This window comes from Lentzea guizhouensis, assembly GCF_001701025.1.
In the GTDB taxonomy this organism is placed as follows: Bacteria; Actinomycetota; Actinomycetes; order Mycobacteriales; family Pseudonocardiaceae; genus Lentzea; species Lentzea guizhouensis.
In genome coordinates, this window is the sequence record NZ_CP016793.1 from 120,884 (window position 1) to 138,431 (window position 17,548).

Sequence of the window (17,548 nt, forward strand, 5' to 3'; positions counted from 1 at the left end):
CGTTCACGCCTCCAGTTCAGTTGACTCGATCTTCAGGGTCTGGTTCAGCAAGCCCATCAGCATCCTCGATCGTGCACGACTGAGTGCATCCGCTTCAGCGCGGATCACCCCGACCTGTTCCTCGATCGCGTCCAGCGCCTCTGCGGCCTGCTCCTGCTCAGCCCGGGACGGGATTGGAAGTTCTACCGAGAGAAGCTGATCGGGATTGAGGCGCTTGCGGCGCTGGACGGTGCCGACGACCCTGCTCTGCATCTCAGCCCACAGCCGGGGGGTCCGGCAGACGTGCTTCATCCACGCGGGGAAGACGTCGCTGGCCAGAACGAAGGTCGGGAACTCACTGCTCGCGACGAACCCGTCGAACGAGGCGGGCACCACGGTGATCGGCCCCTCCCATGCGGTCAGCTTCCGCATCACCACCTGATTCTCACGAAGGACGTTCATAGCCGTGTATTCGGTGTCCGCCCCGTCGAACTCGTTCTTGTCGACCAGACCTTGCCCAGCGTTGAGCACGCCTGCGAGTCGATAGGTCGTCCCCTCTCGCATCGGAATCCGCGTGACTTCGAGCCGCATGACGTCACCGAGCGATCGCGGCGCCGCTTCTTCACCACCTGCCGTACGCCAAAGCAGCGAACTGCCCCCTCGGTAGACACCCTCCAACGCGTTTGCTTCGGCCGTCAGCGCGACTATCTGGTCGTCGATGGCGTCAATGACTTCGACGACCCGCTTCTGCACCGGAAGTGGCGGAACGACGATGGCGAGAGCGGCGACGGTGCCTGCGGAGAGCTCGGTTTGGTTGGTGCTCCCTGTCTGCAGGGACTCAAGATCGAACTTGCGACTGGAAAGCGCGAGGCCCGCGAAGCCCAGGACGAAACGTTCGGGATCGGGCCGCACGATGGTGATGTGGGAATCAGCGGTCGCTGGCTCGGGTAGCTCACGGATCTCCGCAGCTCTGCCTAGAGTTCCACGACCGGTCGAGTTGATGAGGACGTCTCCGACCTGCAGCTGAGCATGCCTTGGCAGAGGCCTGGAAGAATCGGTCCTCCGCGCAAGCGAGAAGTCGATGGAATTTGCATTCCTGACACACTTCTGGTTCAATACCAAGATGCCTTCGTCGACATACCGAGGCGCCTTTCCTCGCTTAATCGAAAAGCTGGCCTCCCCCAGCGTGGTTTCGATCCATTGATCACTCATCGAAGCCCTCGATCCCCGCAGCGGCGAGCACCTTGAGCATCCGCGCTTCCGCGACTTCGCGTTCCGCGCGCGCCACATTGTAGGCGTCGATCAGCGTCCCCAGATCCTCCGCCTCCACTGCGGCCTGCTTGATGTAGCGGCCCATGTTCAGGTTGTAGCCGTTTCCCTTGATCTCATCCAGAGAGACGAAACGGGCGATTAGGTCGCCACCGTCCCTGAGATCAAGCAGGTTCCCATCCGAATCGAGCTTGGAATGGTATGCGGCAACCACGTCAGCGATGTCGGCAGCGGTGATAGTGTTGCGATTTTTACCCTTGGTGAACCGACGAGAAGCATCAATGAACAGCACCCCGCTCCGCCGCTCCTCAGCCTTCGTTCCCGCGGGGCGGAACACGAGAATGCAGGTTGGGATGGTGGTGGAGTAGAACAGGTTCGCCGGCAGGCCGATGACAGCCTCCAGGAGATCGTCGTCCAAGATCCGCTGGCGAATGATCGCCTCCTGACTACCACGGAAAAGGACACCGTGAGGCAGCACGACGCCAGCACGACCCTTCTTCGGCCCCATGCTGGCGATCATGTGCTGCACGAAGGCCCAATCAGCTGAAGACTGCGGAGCGATGGCACCAAGGGTGCGCGGATCATTCGTCCACGGCTTCCACTTCAAGCTGTATGGCGGGTTGGCGACGATTACATCAAACGTCGCAACAGATCCGTCCGGATTCTTGAAGCGCGGATTTCTCAAGGTATCGCCAACCTCGACCTGAAACTCGGTCAGGTTGTGCATGAAAAGGTTCATGCGTGCTACGCCCGCAGTATCAGGCACCGCTTCCTGACCGTACAACTTAAGCGTGTAGCCACGTCCTCCGCGAGCTTTGAGCCGCCCCGCGGAAGCGATAAGCATGCCACCCGATCCACAGGTCGGGTCGTAGACCGATTCGAAGTTCTTGGGGTCGAGGACCTCGATGATCAGCTCCACGACTTCACGCGGGGTGAAGAACTGACCCGCTCGCGTGCCAGAGCCGTCGGAGAACCGCTTCAGCAAGTATTCGTATGCACCACCCAGGACGTCGTGGGACATGTTGCCCTCGTGCATCTTCGGCACGCGGTCCATTGTCTGCATCACAGCTGCCAGCACATCACCCGACAAGACTTCCTCGGAAGTCCAGGTCATGGATCCGAACAACCGAGTGAACTTGTCCGGATTTGCCGTCTCGATGGCCTGCAGCGCGGTTCGCACCCGCAAGCCGAGGCCCGGCTGTGTGACGGTGGCGAGTATCGACGACCAGGAAGCACGCCTCTTCTCGACTGTGCCCTTGTGGATGAGCGGGATCTCGAACGACTGGTAATCCCGGTACTCGATCTCGTGGGCCTCTTCCGGAGATAGGTCGTCCAAACCGTCGTTGTCGGCGAGGAACTCCTGGTGGCGGTGGTCCCAGGTGTCCGAGAGGTACTTCCAGAACATCAGTGGAAAGACGACCGACGAGTACTGCGCCTCGGGCATGGCCGCGCGCAGCTCGTCGGCGGCGTCCCACAAGCGATTCTCGATCTCCTGCTGGGTCACTACCATCTGTTGAAGTGTCCTTGATCGTCATGGGGGTTGCGGCCCGGAGGCCGGGGTTGCTGCCGATCACCTTATTTCGGCCAGGCCTGGGACCGACACACCGCCCGTGTACTACCAGGGGCTGTGAAGCACTGACCGCCGTTCAGGCCATCGGCCACGCTGCTTCTCACACCGAGGATCTTCACGTGACCACGGGAAGGGCCTGAGTCAGTTCAATGGGCCGGTGACGCCGTGCCAAGGCATGGCGATCGCCCTGCCGTCGACCTACTTCAGCGCTTGACGCAGCCTAGAACCGACATCGTGCCGACATCTCCGCGTCCAGACCCGATCAGAACTTGTACGGCCGAATCGCGCAGTTCAAGGCTGTTCGACGAGTAACCCGTCCTGGGTGGCTACGCTTGACGCTGAACAAGAGTCTGGCGTGAGCCACCCTGGTTCACAAACATCGCCTGTTGATCATGTAGATCATCAAGCAAAGATCGGACAGAGCATACGAAAAACCCGCTGACCTGGGCTTTCACCCAGAATCAGCGGGCTGATTCAGACCGTCGGGACGACAGGATTTGAACCTGCGACCCCTTGACCCCCAGTCAAGTGCGCTACCAAACTGCGCCACGTCCCGGCCACACCCCCGGTTGCCCGGCGTGCAGGAAGAATCGTACAACACCCGCAACAGAGATCAAAAACGGGGGCCCTCACACCAGACTACCTGCGGATATACGGCGGGGACCCGTGTGCCGGGTCCCCGCGTCCCTCGGTCCGACCGATCCCCCGATCCTCGACCGACACCTGAACTATGCGGTGACCGTGTCCTCGACGCCACCGCCGAAAGTCGAGTCTTGGCCGTCAACCTTCGGCTTACCGGGTGGTAGGACGGCGGTGACGCTGAAGCCGCCGTCGGGGCGGTAGGAGGTGGTGAGGGTGCCGCCGATGAGTCGCAGGCGTTCGGAGAGGCCGTGGAGGCCGGCGCCGCCTCCTTCGGCCAGTGGGGGGAGGTCGCTGGGGGTGTTGACGACTGAGACGCGGACTGGGGTGGTGCGGTCGACGGTGACCGTCACGGAGGCGCCTGGGGCGTGTTTTGTCACGTTCGTCAGGGCCTCTTGCACTACGCGGAAGAGGGCTCGGGAGGCGGCGGAGGAGATGGGGGTGTCGCCTGTTTCGGTCAGGCTCACCGAGACGCCGGCGATGCGGGCGCGGTCTACCAACTCCTGGACGGAGGGGTAGGCGGTGTCGGGGTTCAGGAGGCCCAGGGCGGTGCGCATTTCGGAGAGGGATTCCTTGGCCAGGGCTCGGAGGCGCAGGGCTGTGTCGCGCACTGTGTCGTTGGGGGCGGTGGCGGCGAGGGCGGCTGACTCCACGGCGATGAGGGTGGCGTGGTGGCCCACGGCGTCGTGGATTTCGCGGGCGATGCGGGCCCGTTCTGCTGCTCTGGCGGAGGTTTCCTGGGCTTCTAGCTCTGCGGCGCGGGCTCTGCGGGTTTCGTAGAGGGCCTGGGTGAGGTCTTTGCGGGTGGTGATGAGGGCGCCGAGGCCGGTGGGGGCGGCGGAGAGGCCGAAGGAGAAGGCGGTGGTCAGGAGGAGGGGGCCGAAGGGGATGGCTTCGGTGATCACCACGGGGATGACGGAGGCCGCGGTCAGGGCGGTGACCCAGAGGAGTTGGGCGGGGACGGACTTCTCCTTGCGGCCCAGGCGGTATTGGGCGACGAGGGCCGGGGCCCAGCCCAGGCCGCCGGCCACGGCGGGGATGCAGATCAGGGAGGCGAGCCACGGCCAGCGCAGGCGCAGTGGGAGGAGCAGGGCGGCGGCCACGGCGGCCCACAGGGACCAGGGGAACGGGCGGTCCTGGGTCAGCAGGACGACGCCGGTGGTGGTGCCGACGGTCAGGAGCTCGCGCAGGAGCGTCTTCACCAGACACCGACCTGGTGGGCGACGAGGGCCGCCTGCACCCGGTTCTCGACGCCCAGTTTTGTCAGGACGGTGGAGACGTAGCTCTTGACCGTGGCCTCGGAGAGGCAGAGCTGTTCGGCGATGGCGTGGTTCGAGCGGCCGCCGGCGAGGAGCTCGAGGACCTGGCGTTCGCGGGCGGAGAGCGTGTCGAGCTGGCGGTTGGCGCGAAAGCCGCGCAGGCGTGGGAGGAGGCGGGCGGTGATGCGCGGGTCGAGGACGGCGCCGCCGGCTGCCAGGTCGACGACGGCGCGGACCAGGGCCTCCGGTTCGGCGTCCTTCAGCAGGAAGCCCTGGGCGCCCAGGTCCAGCGCCGTGGCGACGTAGTCGTCGAGGTCGAACGTGGTCAGGACGGCGATGGCGGGTGGGGTGGCCCACGTGCGCAGCCGCCGGACGGCCTCCAGGCCGTCGACGCCCGGCATCTGCACGTCGACCAGCACCACGTCGGGCAGGCAGGCCAGTGTCACCTCGACGAGCTCGGCGCCGTCGGCGGCCTCGCCGACCACCTCGACCCGTCCGTCGGCTTCCAGGAGGACCTTCAGGCCCCGCCGCAGCAGGGCCTCGTCGTCGGCAAGCACCACTCGTACGGCCACGAAACCAACCAACCGCACCCCATGGCAAAGAGCAACCGTGGGACCGGAGAACTACTTCCTGCCGGCGCCGGCCTTCTTCTTCTCGCGCACCCGCACGGAGATCCGCACCGGGCTGCCCTCGAAGCCGAACTCCTCCCGCAGCTTGCGCTCGATGAACCGCCGGTAGCCCGCCTCCAGGAAACCGGTCGTGAACAGCACGAACGTCGGCGGCCGGGTCGAGGCCTGGGTCGCGAACAGCACCTTGGGCTGCTTGCCGCCGCGCACCGGCGGCGGGGTCGCGGCGATCAGCTCGGTCAGCCACTGGTTCAGGCGGCCGGTCGGGACGCGGGTGTCCCACGAGTTCAACGCGGTGCGCAGCGACGGCGCCAGCTTGTGCACGGCACGGCCGGTCAGCGCGGAGATGTTCACCCGGTCCGCCCACGGCACGCGCACCAGGCCGCGTTCGAGCTCGCGGACCATCTCGTTGCGGCGGTCCTCGTCGACGAGGTCCCACTTGTTGAACGCCAGCACGCACGCGCGGCCGGACTCGACGACCATTGTCAGCACCCGCAGGTCCTGTTCGGACAACGGCTCGTGCGCGTCCAGCAGCACGATCGCGACCTCGGCGGTCTCGATCGCGGACTTGGTGCGCAGCGACGCGTAGTACTCGGCGCCGCTCTCGAACTTCACCCGCTTGCGCAGCCCGGCGGTGTCGACGAACCGCCAGACCTCGCCGTCGAGCTCCACCAGCGAGTCGACCGGGTCGACCGTCGTGCCCGCGACCGAGTCGACGACCGAGCGGTTCTCGCCGGTGAGGCGGTTGAGCAGCGACGACTTGCCGACGTTCGGCTTGCCGACGAGCGCCACGCGCCGCGGACCACCGCCGCGGGCGCCGAAGTCGTCGCGCGGGGTCTCGGGCAGCCGCTCGAGGATCACGTCGAGCAGGTCACCGGAGCCGCGGCCGTGCAGACCCGACACCGGGAACGGCTCGCCCAGGCCCAGCGACCACAGCGACGCGATGTCGGCCATCAGCCTCTCGTCGTCCACCTTGGACGCGCAGAGGATCACCGGCTTCTTCGACCGGCGCAGCACCTTCGCGACGGCCTCCTCGGTCGCCGTCGCGCCCACCGTCGCGTCCACGACCACCAGGATCACGTCCGCGGTCGCCATCGCGAGCTCCGCCTGCGCGGCCACGGAGGCCTGCAGGCCCTGCGCGTCCGGCTCCCAGCCGCCCGTGTCGACCACGGTGAACTTGCGGCCGTTCCACAGCGCGTCGTAGGCGACGCGGTCACGCGTCACGCCCGGCACGTCCTGCACCACGGCCTCTCGCCGGCCGATGATGCGGTTGACCAGGGTCGACTTGCCGACGTTGGGCCGTCCGACCACCGCGAGCACCGGCTGGGGCGGGGTCGAGTCGCCGTCGTCCTCCGCGGAGGCGTCGTCGAAGGCTGACCAGTCGGCCTCGTCCTCCCAGGTGCCGTCCAGGTCCGTCATCTTCTTTCAACCTCACTCACACGAAGTCCATCGAGTTCGGCGACCAGTGTCGCCAGGCGGTCGCGCACCTGCTCGGTGGCAACGCCCAGGGCGGCCCGCCCCTTCCCTTCCGGGAGGTGGAACGGCTCACCGATCAGCACGTCGACCGGCGGCCGCCAGCCCTTGGCCTGGTAGGTCCCCCGGCAGGCGACCGGCAGCACCACCGCGCCGGAGGTCTTGGCCAGCCACGCGGCACCGTTCTGCGCGCTGGTGACGCCACCGTCGCCACGCGTGCCCTCGGGGAAGACCCCGATCACGCCGCCCGCCTTGAGGACGGACAACGCGCTGGTCAGCGCTGTGCGGTCGGCTTCTCCCCGCTTCACCGGGAGCTGCCCGATCTTGCGCAGCAGGTAGCCGACCACGGCGTTGGCGAACATCTCCTGCTTGATCAGGAACGTCACGCGCCGGGGCAGCACCCCGAACAGGATCGGGCCGTCCGCCATGGAGCTGTGGTTGGCGACGACGACCACGCCGCCGCTCAAGGGTACGCGGTCGCGCCCGTGCACCCGAATCCGGAACTGCCAGGCGTAGGGCGTCCGCGCGATCCAGCGGCCGAAGTCGAACAGCCACGGCAGGCTGCCCTCCGGAACGCTCACCCGGTCACCCGCAGCCCGCGCCGTTCCACGAGGTCCAGCAACGCGTCCACGGTGCCCGCGAGGTCGAGGTCGGTGTTGTCGACCTCGACGGCGTCCTCGGCCGCCCGCAACGGCGACACCGCGCGCGAGGAGTCGTAGTTGTCGCGGCGCTGCACGTCGGCCAGCACGGCGTCCACAGTGGACTCGCGCCCGGCGGCGTTGTCCTGCTTGGTCCGGCGCTGCGCCCGCGCGTCCGCCGACGCCGTCAGGTAGACCTTCAGCGGCGCGTCCGGGGACACGACCGTGCCGATGTCGCGACCTTCGACCACGATGCCGCCGACGTGGTCGACCGCGTCCGCGATGATCGCCCGCTGGTGCGCCACGAGCAGCTCGCGCACGTGCCTGGCCGCCGAGACCGGGGACACCGCCAGCGTCACCTCGGGCCCGCGGATCTCCGCGGACACGTCGTCGCCGTCGAGCGTGATGCCCGGCTGCCGCGGGTCCGTGCCGACGACGAGCACCGCCGCGTCCGCGACCCTGGCGACCTCGGCCTCGTCCGCCGGGTCGACCCCGGCGCGCAGCACGGCCACCGTGATCGCCCGGTACATCGAGCCGGTGTCGAGGTAGCGCGCGTCCAACGCCATCGCGAGGCGCTTCGCGACGGTGGACTTGCCGGTGCCCGACGGTCCGTCGAGTGCCACCACGCCGCGCAACTGACCCTGGCCCACCACAGCTCCCTCCGAGACACCCACGGCCCTCATTGTGCCTGGTGCGGACGCCCGCACCGGCAGCGGGACGGGCCAGGCGCGTGATCAGCCGTCACCGCGGGGGTATCGATCGGTGGAATTCGCAACAGCCGCACGCGGCCCGCGCCGATCTGGTCAGCGCATCAGCAACCCCCGGAGGACAGATGACCACGATCGAACAGAACCCCGCCGTGCAGACCCTGCTGGAGTGCACGCTCGCCAGGCACAAGTCGATGTTCCTGGCCACGTCCGGCTCGGACGGCTCGTGGGTGAGCGGGGTCTACTTCGCCGAGGACGGGCCGAAGCGGCTCGTGCTCGTGCTGGAGGAGAGAGGGCGGACGCTCAAGGCGATCGAGGAGAACCCGGAGGTGGCCGTGGTCGTGTCGACCGGGTCGCCGATGGAGCCGTTCTTGCAGGCGCGGGCCGTGGCCGAGATCGTTGACGGCGCGGAGGACGAGGCTGTGCGGCAGCGGCTGGTCGCGAAGGTGCCGGAGGCGGCGCCGTTCCTGGAGACGCCGATCCGCACGGTGGTGCTGACGGTGCCGCGGTGGCGGGTGACGGACATCCCCAACGGGTGGCTGCCCGGCAAGGAGTTCTGACGGTGCGACCGCCTGCCCGGGCCGGGAACGCCGGGCAGGCGGCGACGCGGCTAGTACCCGTCCACCTGCCGGCGCAGGTCCGGGTGTCCGGAGAGCAGGTCGCGCACCACCCCGCGCGGCGCCGGGTCCGACGGGCGGGCCTGCATCTCGTGCAGGGCCAGCATCACGCGGAAGTACGTGGACTCGTCGAGCAGGCCGGCGCGCGCGGCGGCGGTGAGGGACGTGGAGAGGTCTCCGCCCGCGGGCTGCGGAGCGCCGGTGTTCACGTTGCCGTGGATCTGGCCCGCCTGGATCACGATGGCGCTCGAGCCGCCGCTGTAGACGTTGTGCACCGACGGGCGCGCCTCGGCCGAACGGGCGGCGGGCCGGTCGTCCGGGTCGGCGGGGAGCTCGGCGATCAGCGCGGCGACGAAGGCGGCGGCCGGTGCCGGGCCGCCGATGGAGCGGACGGTCAGCAGCGGGGTCGCGTCGTTGAGGTGGCCGGCGCCCGCCGCGCCCGCGCTCTCGGTGTCCACGGCGGCGGCGTCGTTGTAGGAGGAGTCCAGGAACGCGGCCGTCGCGGTGCCCGGTGAGAGCAGCAGCTCGCCGGAGGCGATCGGTGCGAAGTGGACCTGGGCGGAGAACGAGCGCGCGACCTGGCGGGCGCGTTGTTCCAGGCGGTGCGGGGCCGGCCACGCGTTCGGCCTGGCCCTGAGGCCCTCGGCGTCCTCGCGGCCGCCGTGGTAGCCGTAGACCTTGGTGGCCACGACGACGTCGCCGGTCTCGACCCACGAGTGCAACGGGCCCGCGGCGCCGACGAAGAACACCGACGACGGGTCGAACTCGCCGATCGCGCGTTCGGTCAGCGCGGCGGCGGAGTTGTTGCCGGTGCCCAGGAACGCCAGTGCGACGGACCGGCCGGCCACCTCGCCCACCTCGTAGAGCGAGCCTGCCCGGCTCTCCTGCGTGCGGGCGGCGGTCAACAACGAACGCACCTCGGCATGAGCGGCCTCGGTGGCCGTCAGGACGACGATCATGCGGTCACCTCCAGGGACCCTCGGGAACGCAACAACGCCGGGTGCAGCAGCGAGGCATGACCGCGGCGGTGGAGCAGGGCGGGACGGCCGCCGTTGCGGATCGTCTTCTCACCCGTCGGCACCAGGAAGCCCTCCGCGCCGGTGACCTTGCGGTGGAAGTTGCGGGGCTCGAGCTGCTCGCCCCACACGATCTCGTAGACCCGCCGCAGCTCGGTGACGGTGAACTCGGCCGGGCAGAACGCCGTGGCCAGCGTCGTGTACTCGAGCTTGGAGCGGGTGCGTTCGAGCGCGTCGCAGATGATCTGCGCGTGGTCGAACGCCAGCTGGCCGGCCAGCGCCGTCTCCACCGGCACCCACCGCGCGACGTCGGCGTCCCCGCCGGCGACCGGGGTCGGCAGGTTCGGCAGCACCGCGAGGTAGCACACGGTGATGACGCGCCGCCGGGGGTCGCGGTCGGGGGTGCCGTAGGTCTTCAGCTGCTCCAGGTACAGCCCTTCCGGCGCTAAACCGGTCTCCTCCGCGAGCTCTCGAAAGGCCGCTTTCTCGATGTCCTCCAGAGCAGACTCGAGGAAGCCACCCGGCAGCGCCAGCGCTCCCCGGAACGGCTCTATCCCCCGCTCCACCAGCAGGATCTGCAGCTGCTCCGCGCGGACGGTGAGCACTGCGAGGTCGACGGCCACCGCGACATCCGGGATCGTCCACTCCTCCTCCGACATCCCACGAGCCTAACCCACTATCCGTCATGTTGACGGAAACTCTCCTGGTCGGCTACGGTCTGGGACTCGGATCCAAACGACCGGAGCGACACACATGATCGTGATGCTCACCGCGCTCGAAGTGGAGTACGCCGCGGTGCGCGCGCACCTGTCCGGCATCGCGACCCACCACCACCCGTCAGGGACCCTGTTCGAGGTGGGCACCGCCGGTGGGCAGGAGATCGCCATCGCCCTGACCGGGATGGGCAACTCCAGCGCCGCCACCATCACCGAACGCGCCATCACCAGGTTCGAACCCGACCTCGTCATGTTCGTCGGCGTCGCCGGCGGCCTGCGCGACTGGCTGGAGCTCGGCGAGGTCGTGGTCGCCAGCCGCGTCTACGGCTACCACGGCGGCCGCGAGACGGCGGACGGGTTCCACGCGCGGCCGCGAGCGTGGGACATGCCGCACGACGTCGAGCAGCTCGCCCGCTCGATCGTGCGCGGCGGGGCGTGGTGCGAGAACCCGCCGGAGGTCCACTTCGAACCCATCGCGGCCGGCGAGGTGGTGCTCAACTCGACCGAGTCACCGCTGGCCAAGCAGATCCACCACCACTACAACGACGCCGTCGCGGTCGAGATGGAGAGCGCCGGGGTCGCGAACGCCGCCCACCTGAACATGGCCACGCCGTCGGTGACCGTGCGCGGCATCAGCGACCTGGTCGACGACAAGGACGTCACCGACAAGCAGGGCTGGCAGCCCAAGGCCGCCGCCAACGCCGCCGCGTTCGCCGTCGCCCTCGCCGGCGCACTCGCGCAGGCCCGCGGCCATCAGCGAAAGGCCCGGCCGGTGGGCGGCACGACCAACAACTTCCACAACCACGGCACGGTCGGTCAGCAGATCGGCACCACGGGCTCGCCGCGCGACCGGCTCGACGCCATCACGGCGGCCGTGGTGCACGCGCACAACACCGGCCAGATGGACACGGCGTGGTTCACCACGGCCATGGTCGCGCTGGACAACCTGCGCAACTCCTCCGCACCGCTCGACCTCCGGCCGCTCAAGGCACTGCTCGGCGGTGTGCCCGCACTGCGCCCGGTGCTCGACACCATCGTGGACGACTAGATGACGGCGGCAGCCACCAACAGCTTCGACAACCAGGGCGACGTCGAGACACTGCGGATGGCCGAGCGGTTGCTCGAACAGGTGCGGCGTGTGCGAGGCCCGGCTGCAGGGGCGGCACGAGGGTCCGCCGCCGGAGGTACCGGACTGGAAGATCGAGGAGATCTCGTGTCGGGTGCACGCGGCCTTCAACGCGGAACGGCCGCCCAGGCGGACCGTCCGCCACCACGTCAACCCGAAGAACCCGGAGCCGCGGCAGGACTGGGACGCCGACACGGCCGGGCTGCGCATGTCGACGGTCGACTGGCTCGTCCGGATCTGCGGCGCCTCCCGGACCGAGCCGTCCGGGCTGATGTGGCTGGTCCGCTGGTACGCCAAGGTGTCGCCGGTCGTGGGCATCGTGGCCGTGGTGTTCTTCGGGCTGGCGCTGATCGGGATGCAGCCGGGGCCGGGCGCGCTGTTCGCGATCGGGCTCGGCGTCGGCGCGTTCGGGACGAGCGAGGTGCCGGCGACGTTCCGGGTGCGGGCGGCGCTGCGGGCGGACTGTTCCGAGCAGCTGCGCGAGGAGGACGAGGCCTACCGGGGCTGGCTGGAGCTGTTGCGCGACAGGCCTTCCGACGACGAGATCGCGTACTGGCCGCGGTTCGACGTGCTGCACCTGAAGTACCGGGCGATGCGGGCCGGGGACTGGATGGCGCCGGTGCGCTGCCCGGAGTACGCGGTCAAGGTGTTCCTGCTGCCGACCGGCGGCGTGCACGAGACCGAGTACGTGCTGGACTTCTTCAACGGCAACGTGCACGATCCGCACGACATGTCGTTCCGCTACGACGCGCCGGCCTCGGCCAGGCTGATCGAGGCCGGGGTGCGGTTCTCCGGCAAGCACAGGCACATCGTGCGGCTGGGCGGTGACGGCCGGGTGGGCGACCAGTTCACGTTCCGGCAGGCGATGCACCTGTCACTGGTGCACAGCGAGGAGATCTACGTGCTGGTCGACGACTTCCGCGGGATGACCGACGAGAGCGAGGACCAGGCGAAGCTGCGGGAGATCGGGTGATGGACCCGCGCAGGTTCGTGAAGCGGTTGCCGGTGGCCGACGCGTTGCTCGACCGCAAGGCGTACGTGGGAGCGCGCGGCGACCGGCGGGCGGCACTGCTGAACGCGTTGCTGCCGTCGGGTTCCCTCACGCACTCGCTGACGTTCGTGGTGGCTCCGGCGAACGCGGCGGTGCTGTCGTGGCCGGCCCGGTTGCCGCCGCTGACCGCGTTGCTGGCGCCGGGATCGCCGTTGACCGGCGCGCAGGTCGTCGTGCACACGCGGCCGCCGGCGCCCGACGCCTATCGCGAGCTGATCCAGCACGGCAGCCCGGCGCACCGGTGGACCTACGTCGCGGTCAGCTCGGCCGATCCGGCGTCGGCGGCGGCCTGGACGCGCACCGTGCTGGAGCAGCACGGTTTCACGGCCGCGCAGCTGGACCACGACGAGGTGCTCGACGTCGTCGCGTTCCTCGGCTCGCTCGACGGTGCCGCGGCGCAGGCGTTGCTGATCGAGCGCGGGTTCGAGGCGTGCACGATGGGTGCCGACCAGCACGCGTGCTTCACCTGGTCCGAGGCCCCGATGCTGGAGCTGCTGAGCCGTTTTCCCGCCGTCGCCGCCACGGTCGGGGTGCGGCTGGCGCGCACCGGCGGCGAGTTCGTCTCGGAACGGGTGCTGCGGCTCAGCGGCCAGGACACCAAGGCGTTGCTGGCGGCGGAGACGTGGCTCGCGAGCGGGATCCGGCACGCCGGCCGGGTGCGGCGGCTCAACGGGCACCACGCGGCGGCGGCCGCGGTGACAGTGCCGGTGTGCGTGCCGCCCTCGTTGCCCTCCAAGCAGTCCTGGACGCACGTCGAACCCGTGCACGTCGCCGGGCAGGCCGCGGCGTGGACCGGTGGCGCGGTGTCGTGCTGGGCTGGGACGTCGTGCGGCAGGCCCACGCGCCGTTGCGGCTCTTCCACGAACGCCCGGTCGTCGGCGTGGTCACGAGCGCCCGGCTGGCGCACCTGCTCGCGGCCCGCGGTGAGCTGCGGTGCGGCCGTGACGGTGCAGTCGCCGGCACCGTGGCGCGGCCCGTTCGGCCACGCCCAGCCCGGTCTTCCCGCTGGCGCTGGGCAGTCCGCGGCTGCCGCACCTGCTCGTGCTGGACCGGCCGGCGGACGTCCCCGCGCTCGCCGACCTGCCGGGCTCGCACCACGCGGTGCTCGTGGTCGCCGACCTCGGCCCTGAGCACGTGCCGTTGCTGGAGACCGCCGACTTCGCGGTGGCGGGTGACCTCACCGCGCCGCAGCAGGCGTTGCTGCGCGGGGTGTTCGGCACGTGGCTCGACGACCTGCCACCGGTGCCGGGACAGGTGACGGTGATCGACCGCGGGGTCGCCGCCCGTGTGGGCATCACCTTGACAGGACCGGAACAGCACCTGCTGGGATGACCCCATGCCGACGGTCTTCGTCAACTACCGCGTGCTGGAACAGCCCGGCTACGCGACGCTGCTGCACCGGGAGCTCGCGCAGACGTTCGGCCAGGACCGGGTGTTCCTCGCCTCCCGGTCGCTGCGCGCGGGCGACGACTTCGTGCAGGAGGTCTTCGCCCACCTGCGCCGCTCGCAGGTGCTGCTCGCGGTGATCGGCCCGCACTGGCTCGACCACACCGGCGACCCCGGTGAGGATTGGGTGCTGCGCGAGATCACCGAGGCGTTCGAGCTGGGCATCCGGGTGGTGCCGGTGCTGGTCGAGGACGCCGTGCTGCCCGCGGACCTGCCGCCGGGGGTCGAGGCGCTGCACCGCTGCCAGTACGTGCGGCTGCGGCACTACTCGATCGACAGCGACATCTCCGCGCTCGTCACGCACCTGCGCGGCATCGCGGGCGACCGCCCGTCGCCGTCGGTGTTCCGGCTGGGCGACCGCCCGTGCCGGATCGGGATCCACGCGGGCTCGATCCGCCGGGTGCACGACTGCGACGTGTGGGTGAACAGCGAGAACACCGACATGCGGATGGCGCGGCACACGGACTTCTCGGTGTCGGCGATCATCCGGTACTGGGGGTCGCTGCGCGACGAGTCGGGCCGGATCACCGCGGACCTGGTGGCCGACGAGCTGGAGGCACTGGCCGCGCCACGCCGCCCGGTCGCGCCGGGCACCGCGTTGGTGACCGGCTCGGGTGCACTGGAATCGACCAACAACGTCCGCCACGTCGTGCACGTCGCCGCGGTGCAGGGCGAGCCGGGTGCGGGCTACCGGCAGGTGTCGGACATCGGTGGGTGCGTCACGACGGCGTTGGCGCGCGTCGAGCCGTTGGGTGTGCGGACGATCCTGTTCCCGTTGCTGGGCACGGGTGTCGCGGGCGCCGATGTCGCGCACACGGCGCGGATGGTGGTGCAGGCGGCGGCGTACCACGTCGAACGGCACCCGGAGACGCCGTTGCGGCGCATCTCGTTCCTGGCGTACGACGACCACGAGCGGTTCGCCTTGGAGGACGCGGTGCGGATGTTGCCGCTGGTGCCGGAGAGCTGAGCTCCCACCACCGGGAGGCCCAGTGGTTGAGGTCAGTGGTTGAGGTCCGTGCGCAACGCCGCCGCCCCGCGCAGGTAGACGTGCTTCACCGACGACCGCGGCAGATCCGTCTCCACGTGCGCGAGCAGCCGGATCACCCGCGGCATCGCCCCCGGCACCGCGATCTCCGTGGCCGACAGCAGCGGCACGTCCGACAGCCCCGCCTGACGTGCGGCATAGGCCGGGAACTCCGAGGTCAGGTCGGGGGTCGCGGTCAGCACCACGCTGATCAGGTCGTCGGTCGACAGCGTGTTGCGCCCCAGCACCTCGCGCACCAGCTCCGCTGTCGCCTCCAGGACCAGCTCACGCGTGTCCGCGTCGATCTGCGTCGCGCCCCTGATCGCTCGAACCGCCATGCGATCGACAGTAGCGTCGCCGGCGGCGGAGTGCTCAGGGGTCCACGACGATGTTCGGGTAGCGCATCGTGAGGCCGAGCAGGTTCACCACGTAGACCGCCCAGCCGCCGCCGAGCAGCACCAGCCGCCGCTCCCCCAGGTCCACCGCCGCCTCGATCAGCACGTGCAGACCGCTCGACCCGATGAACGTCAGGTCGGTGAAGTCGACCACCACGTCGCCGGAGGCGTTGCCGAACGCGCAGGCCAGCGCCAGCTCGGAGCGGAGCAGGCCGCTCGTGTTCAGGTCGACCTCGCCCGCCAGCGCCACCGCCGCACCGCGGCGGCGCACCTCCAGCAGGACAGGTTCGGGTTCCATCGGTGCCTCACGGATCGGGAGACAACAGGTCGCGCACCGCCGCCAGCACGCACAGCGGATGTGCCGGCTTCGGTAGGTAAGCATCGGCAAGCGGAGCGGCCGGCTCGATCGCCGAAACGGCTACAACCGGGACCCCGAACGTGCGCGCGACGGTTGCGAAGCGCGTTCCCTCGCCGTGCGAGGTCAGCAGGTCGACGATCGCCAGGCGCGGCGGTGGCTGCAGCGCGGCCTCGGCGGCGGCGACCGTGGTCACGGCCGTGACGTCGTAGCCCTCCGCGTGCAGGAACGCCGCCAGCGCCTGCCCGGAGAACCGGTCGCCGTCGACGAGCAGCACACGCGGGCGTCCCGGAGGCGCGGGCAGGTCCGGGACACCCGCACGTGACCAGACCCGGACGAGCGCTCGCACCACCGTGCCGGGCCAGGTCGGTTTGCCGGGGCGCACCTGCACCTCGTCGGCGACGCCGAACAGCAGCCGCAACCCGAGCGGACGGGCCGCGGTGCCCGCCCGCAGGTCGAACACGCCGTCGTCCTCGATCGTCAGCAGCACGGCGTGGTCCCGCGGCTCCCACGTCACCCCCACCACCGACGCGCCCGCGCGCTGCACCGCGTTGTCCGCCGCCTCGGCCACCGCGAGCAGCACGTCGCGCAGGTCGTCCCCGCCCAGCCCCGACTCACCGGCCAGTCCGCGCACGAATGCCCTGATCTCGGGCAACGACCCGGGGATCGCCGGAAACCACCGGGTCTGCGCGCTCATCACGCGGCGTGCGACGACGCTGCCAGCAACGGTGTGATGAGCTCCCTCAGTCTGGTCGCCCGCCGTCTTTCCGCTTCGGCGTGCAACGGTTCGAGCTTCTTCTTGGTGCGCGCGGACAGGATGTCGCCCGACTGGCTGATCGCCAGCGCCGCCACCACCGCCGCCTCGTCCTCGTCGCCCTCCACCAGGTGGTTGAGCGACAACGCGATCAACGAGAAGATGCGGCTGCGGGCCATGTCCTCGCGGTAGCCGGTCACCGCGCGCCGCAACGACGTGATGGCCGGCCGTGCGTAGCTCGGGTCCACCGTGCGCGCGAGAGAGGTGTACACCGCGCCGGTGATCCCCGAGAAGTCGTGTTTGTCGAAGAACGCCGCCCACGGCGCCGCACTGTCCACATCGGCCCGTTCGAACTCGTCGTGTGCACGGCCCAGCAACGCCAACGCCGCCACCCGCTGGCCCAGCTCGGCGTAGCACCACGCCTGGTTCGCGGCGAGGATCGAGTTCGTGTGGTGGCTCGTCGCCACCATCCCGGCGAGCCGGAACATCCCGAGCGCCTCGGCGGGTCCGCCGTGGTGCAGGTGCACACGCCCCATCCGGTACCGGATGTTCGCCACCAGGTCCTCGTCCTGGGCGAAGTCCAGGGCGAGGAGGAAGTGGCGGTGGGCGGACCCGCCGAGGCCCGCGTCGAACGCCGTCCAGCCCGCGAGTGCGTGGAGCTCCGCGATCGCACCGCGGAACTCATCGCGCACCACTGCACTGGCCGAGTGCGCGATCGCCTTGTCACACCACGACAACAGCGCCTGGACCCGGGTCCGGCACGACCCACCGCCGTAGCGGTAGTCGACCGAGCGCAGCGCGGCCGTCATCGCTCTCAGGTGCTTGACGTGCACGAGACCGATCTTCGAATGCGGTGGCGGCAACGGAGGCGAGGCGTCGAGGTGCATC

Annotated in this window: 19 protein-coding genes and 1 tRNA gene; 6 read left to right on the top strand and 14 right to left on the bottom strand. The window is 69.7% G+C overall.

What is annotated here, in order from left to right; genetic code table 11:
* Positions 1-3: 3 nt before the first annotated feature.
* From BBK82_RS00530 to cmk, 8 genes are all read right to left on the bottom strand, one after another.
* The gene (locus BBK82_RS00530; protein WP_071812503.1) at positions 4-1,191 is read right to left on the bottom strand and encodes a restriction endonuclease subunit S; all 1,188 of its coding nucleotides are present in this window, start codon (positions 1,189-1,191) and stop codon (positions 4-6) included.
* Positions 1,184-2,758 (bottom strand): type I restriction-modification system subunit M, encoded by a 1,575-nt coding sequence (locus tag BBK82_RS00535; protein WP_065913206.1) that lies wholly within the window; start codon positions 2,756-2,758, stop codon positions 1,184-1,186. The genes BBK82_RS00530 and BBK82_RS00535 overlap by 8 nt, the downstream gene beginning before the upstream one ends.
* 542 nt (positions 2,759-3,300) lie before the next feature.
* Positions 3,301-3,374 (bottom strand) — tRNA-Pro (locus BBK82_RS00540).
* A 172-nt stretch (positions 3,375-3,546) separates the two neighbouring features.
* Positions 3,547-4,659: a sensor histidine kinase gene (locus BBK82_RS00545; protein WP_065913207.1), complete on the bottom strand. Its 1,113-nt coding sequence runs from the start codon at positions 4,657-4,659 to the stop codon at positions 3,547-3,549.
* Positions 4,656-5,288, bottom strand: coding sequence for a response regulator (locus tag BBK82_RS00550; RefSeq protein WP_065920723.1), 633 nt, complete (start codon positions 5,286-5,288; stop codon positions 4,656-4,658). Before BBK82_RS00550 ends, BBK82_RS00545 begins: the two co-directional genes overlap by 4 nt.
* Before the next feature lie 51 nt (positions 5,289-5,339).
* Positions 5,340-6,761 (bottom strand): ribosome biogenesis GTPase Der, encoded by a 1,422-nt coding sequence (gene der, locus BBK82_RS00555; protein WP_065913208.1) that lies wholly within the window; start codon positions 6,759-6,761, stop codon positions 5,340-5,342.
* The gene (locus BBK82_RS00560) at positions 6,758-7,396 is read right to left on the bottom strand and encodes a lysophospholipid acyltransferase family protein (protein ID WP_065913209.1); all 639 of its coding nucleotides are present in this window, start codon (positions 7,394-7,396) and stop codon (positions 6,758-6,760) included. Before BBK82_RS00560 ends, der begins: the two co-directional genes overlap by 4 nt.
* Positions 7,393-8,136 carry a (d)CMP kinase gene (gene cmk / locus BBK82_RS00565; RefSeq protein WP_154696968.1) on the bottom strand — a complete coding sequence of 248 codons (744 nt, stop codon included), beginning with the start codon at positions 8,134-8,136 and terminating at the stop codon, positions 7,393-7,395. Before cmk ends, BBK82_RS00560 begins: the two co-directional genes overlap by 4 nt.
* Before the next feature lie 149 nt (positions 8,137-8,285).
* Here cmk and BBK82_RS00570 point away from each other — a divergent pair, with 149 nt between their 5' ends.
* Positions 8,286-8,720, top strand: a complete 435-nt coding sequence (locus BBK82_RS00570; protein WP_065913210.1) for a pyridoxamine 5'-phosphate oxidase family protein — start codon at positions 8,286-8,288, stop codon at positions 8,718-8,720.
* 50 nt (positions 8,721-8,770) lie between these two features.
* Here BBK82_RS00570 and BBK82_RS00575 read toward each other — a convergent pair whose 3' ends face one another.
* Together BBK82_RS00575 and BBK82_RS00580 are read right to left on the bottom strand one after the other, a co-directional pair.
* The gene (locus tag BBK82_RS00575) at positions 8,771-9,736 is read right to left on the bottom strand and encodes a 5'-methylthioadenosine/S-adenosylhomocysteine nucleosidase family protein (RefSeq protein WP_065913211.1); all 966 of its coding nucleotides are present in this window, start codon (positions 9,734-9,736) and stop codon (positions 8,771-8,773) included.
* Complete coding sequence (locus BBK82_RS00580) at positions 9,733-10,452, bottom strand: NUDIX hydrolase (RefSeq protein ID WP_065913212.1); 720 nt, start codon at positions 10,450-10,452, stop codon at positions 9,733-9,735. Before BBK82_RS00580 ends, BBK82_RS00575 begins: the two co-directional genes overlap by 4 nt.
* A 94-nt stretch (positions 10,453-10,546) precedes the next feature.
* Between BBK82_RS00580 and BBK82_RS00585 the strand changes: the two genes are divergently transcribed.
* From BBK82_RS00585 to BBK82_RS00605, 5 genes are all read left to right on the top strand, one after another.
* Positions 10,547-11,557: a 5'-methylthioadenosine/S-adenosylhomocysteine nucleosidase family protein gene (locus BBK82_RS00585; protein WP_065913213.1), complete on the top strand. Its 1,011-nt coding sequence runs from the start codon at positions 10,547-10,549 to the stop codon at positions 11,555-11,557.
* 88 nt (positions 11,558-11,645) lie between these two features.
* Positions 11,646-12,608, top strand: coding sequence for a hypothetical protein (locus BBK82_RS00590; RefSeq protein ID WP_065913214.1), 963 nt, complete (start codon positions 11,646-11,648; stop codon positions 12,606-12,608).
* Complete coding sequence (locus BBK82_RS00595) at positions 12,608-13,816, top strand: hypothetical protein (protein WP_065913215.1); 1,209 nt, start codon at positions 12,608-12,610, stop codon at positions 13,814-13,816. Before BBK82_RS00590 ends, BBK82_RS00595 begins: the two co-directional genes overlap by 1 nt.
* Entirely contained in the window at positions 13,788-14,018 is a 231-nt protein-coding gene (locus BBK82_RS00600; RefSeq protein ID WP_154696969.1) for a hypothetical protein, read from the top strand. The genes BBK82_RS00595 and BBK82_RS00600 overlap by 29 nt, the downstream gene beginning before the upstream one ends.
* Positions 14,019-14,022: 4 nt before the next feature.
* Positions 14,023-15,099: a TIR domain-containing protein gene (locus tag BBK82_RS00605; protein WP_065913217.1), complete on the top strand. Its 1,077-nt coding sequence runs from the start codon at positions 14,023-14,025 to the stop codon at positions 15,097-15,099.
* Between the two features lie 32 nt (positions 15,100-15,131).
* Here the strand turns inward: BBK82_RS00605 and aroH are convergent, their stop codons facing one another.
* The 4 genes from aroH to BBK82_RS00625 are packed head-to-tail and all read right to left on the bottom strand — an operon-like array spanning position 15,132 to position 17,547.
* Positions 15,132-15,494, bottom strand: a complete 363-nt coding sequence (gene aroH / locus BBK82_RS00610) for a chorismate mutase (RefSeq protein ID WP_065913218.1) — start codon at positions 15,492-15,494, stop codon at positions 15,132-15,134.
* Between the two features lie 34 nt (positions 15,495-15,528).
* Positions 15,529-15,849 carry an STAS domain-containing protein gene (locus tag BBK82_RS00615; protein ID WP_065913219.1) on the bottom strand — a complete coding sequence of 107 codons (321 nt, stop codon included), beginning with the start codon at positions 15,847-15,849 and terminating at the stop codon, positions 15,529-15,531.
* A gap of 7 nt (positions 15,850-15,856) precedes the next feature.
* Complete coding sequence (locus BBK82_RS00620) at positions 15,857-16,603, bottom strand: ATP-binding protein (RefSeq protein WP_065913220.1); 747 nt, start codon at positions 16,601-16,603, stop codon at positions 15,857-15,859.
* Positions 16,603-17,547, bottom strand: coding sequence for a tetratricopeptide repeat protein (locus tag BBK82_RS00625; protein WP_065913221.1), 945 nt, complete (start codon positions 17,545-17,547; stop codon positions 16,603-16,605). Before BBK82_RS00625 ends, BBK82_RS00620 begins: the two co-directional genes overlap by 1 nt.
* Between the last annotated feature and the right edge of the window lies 1 nt (position 17,548).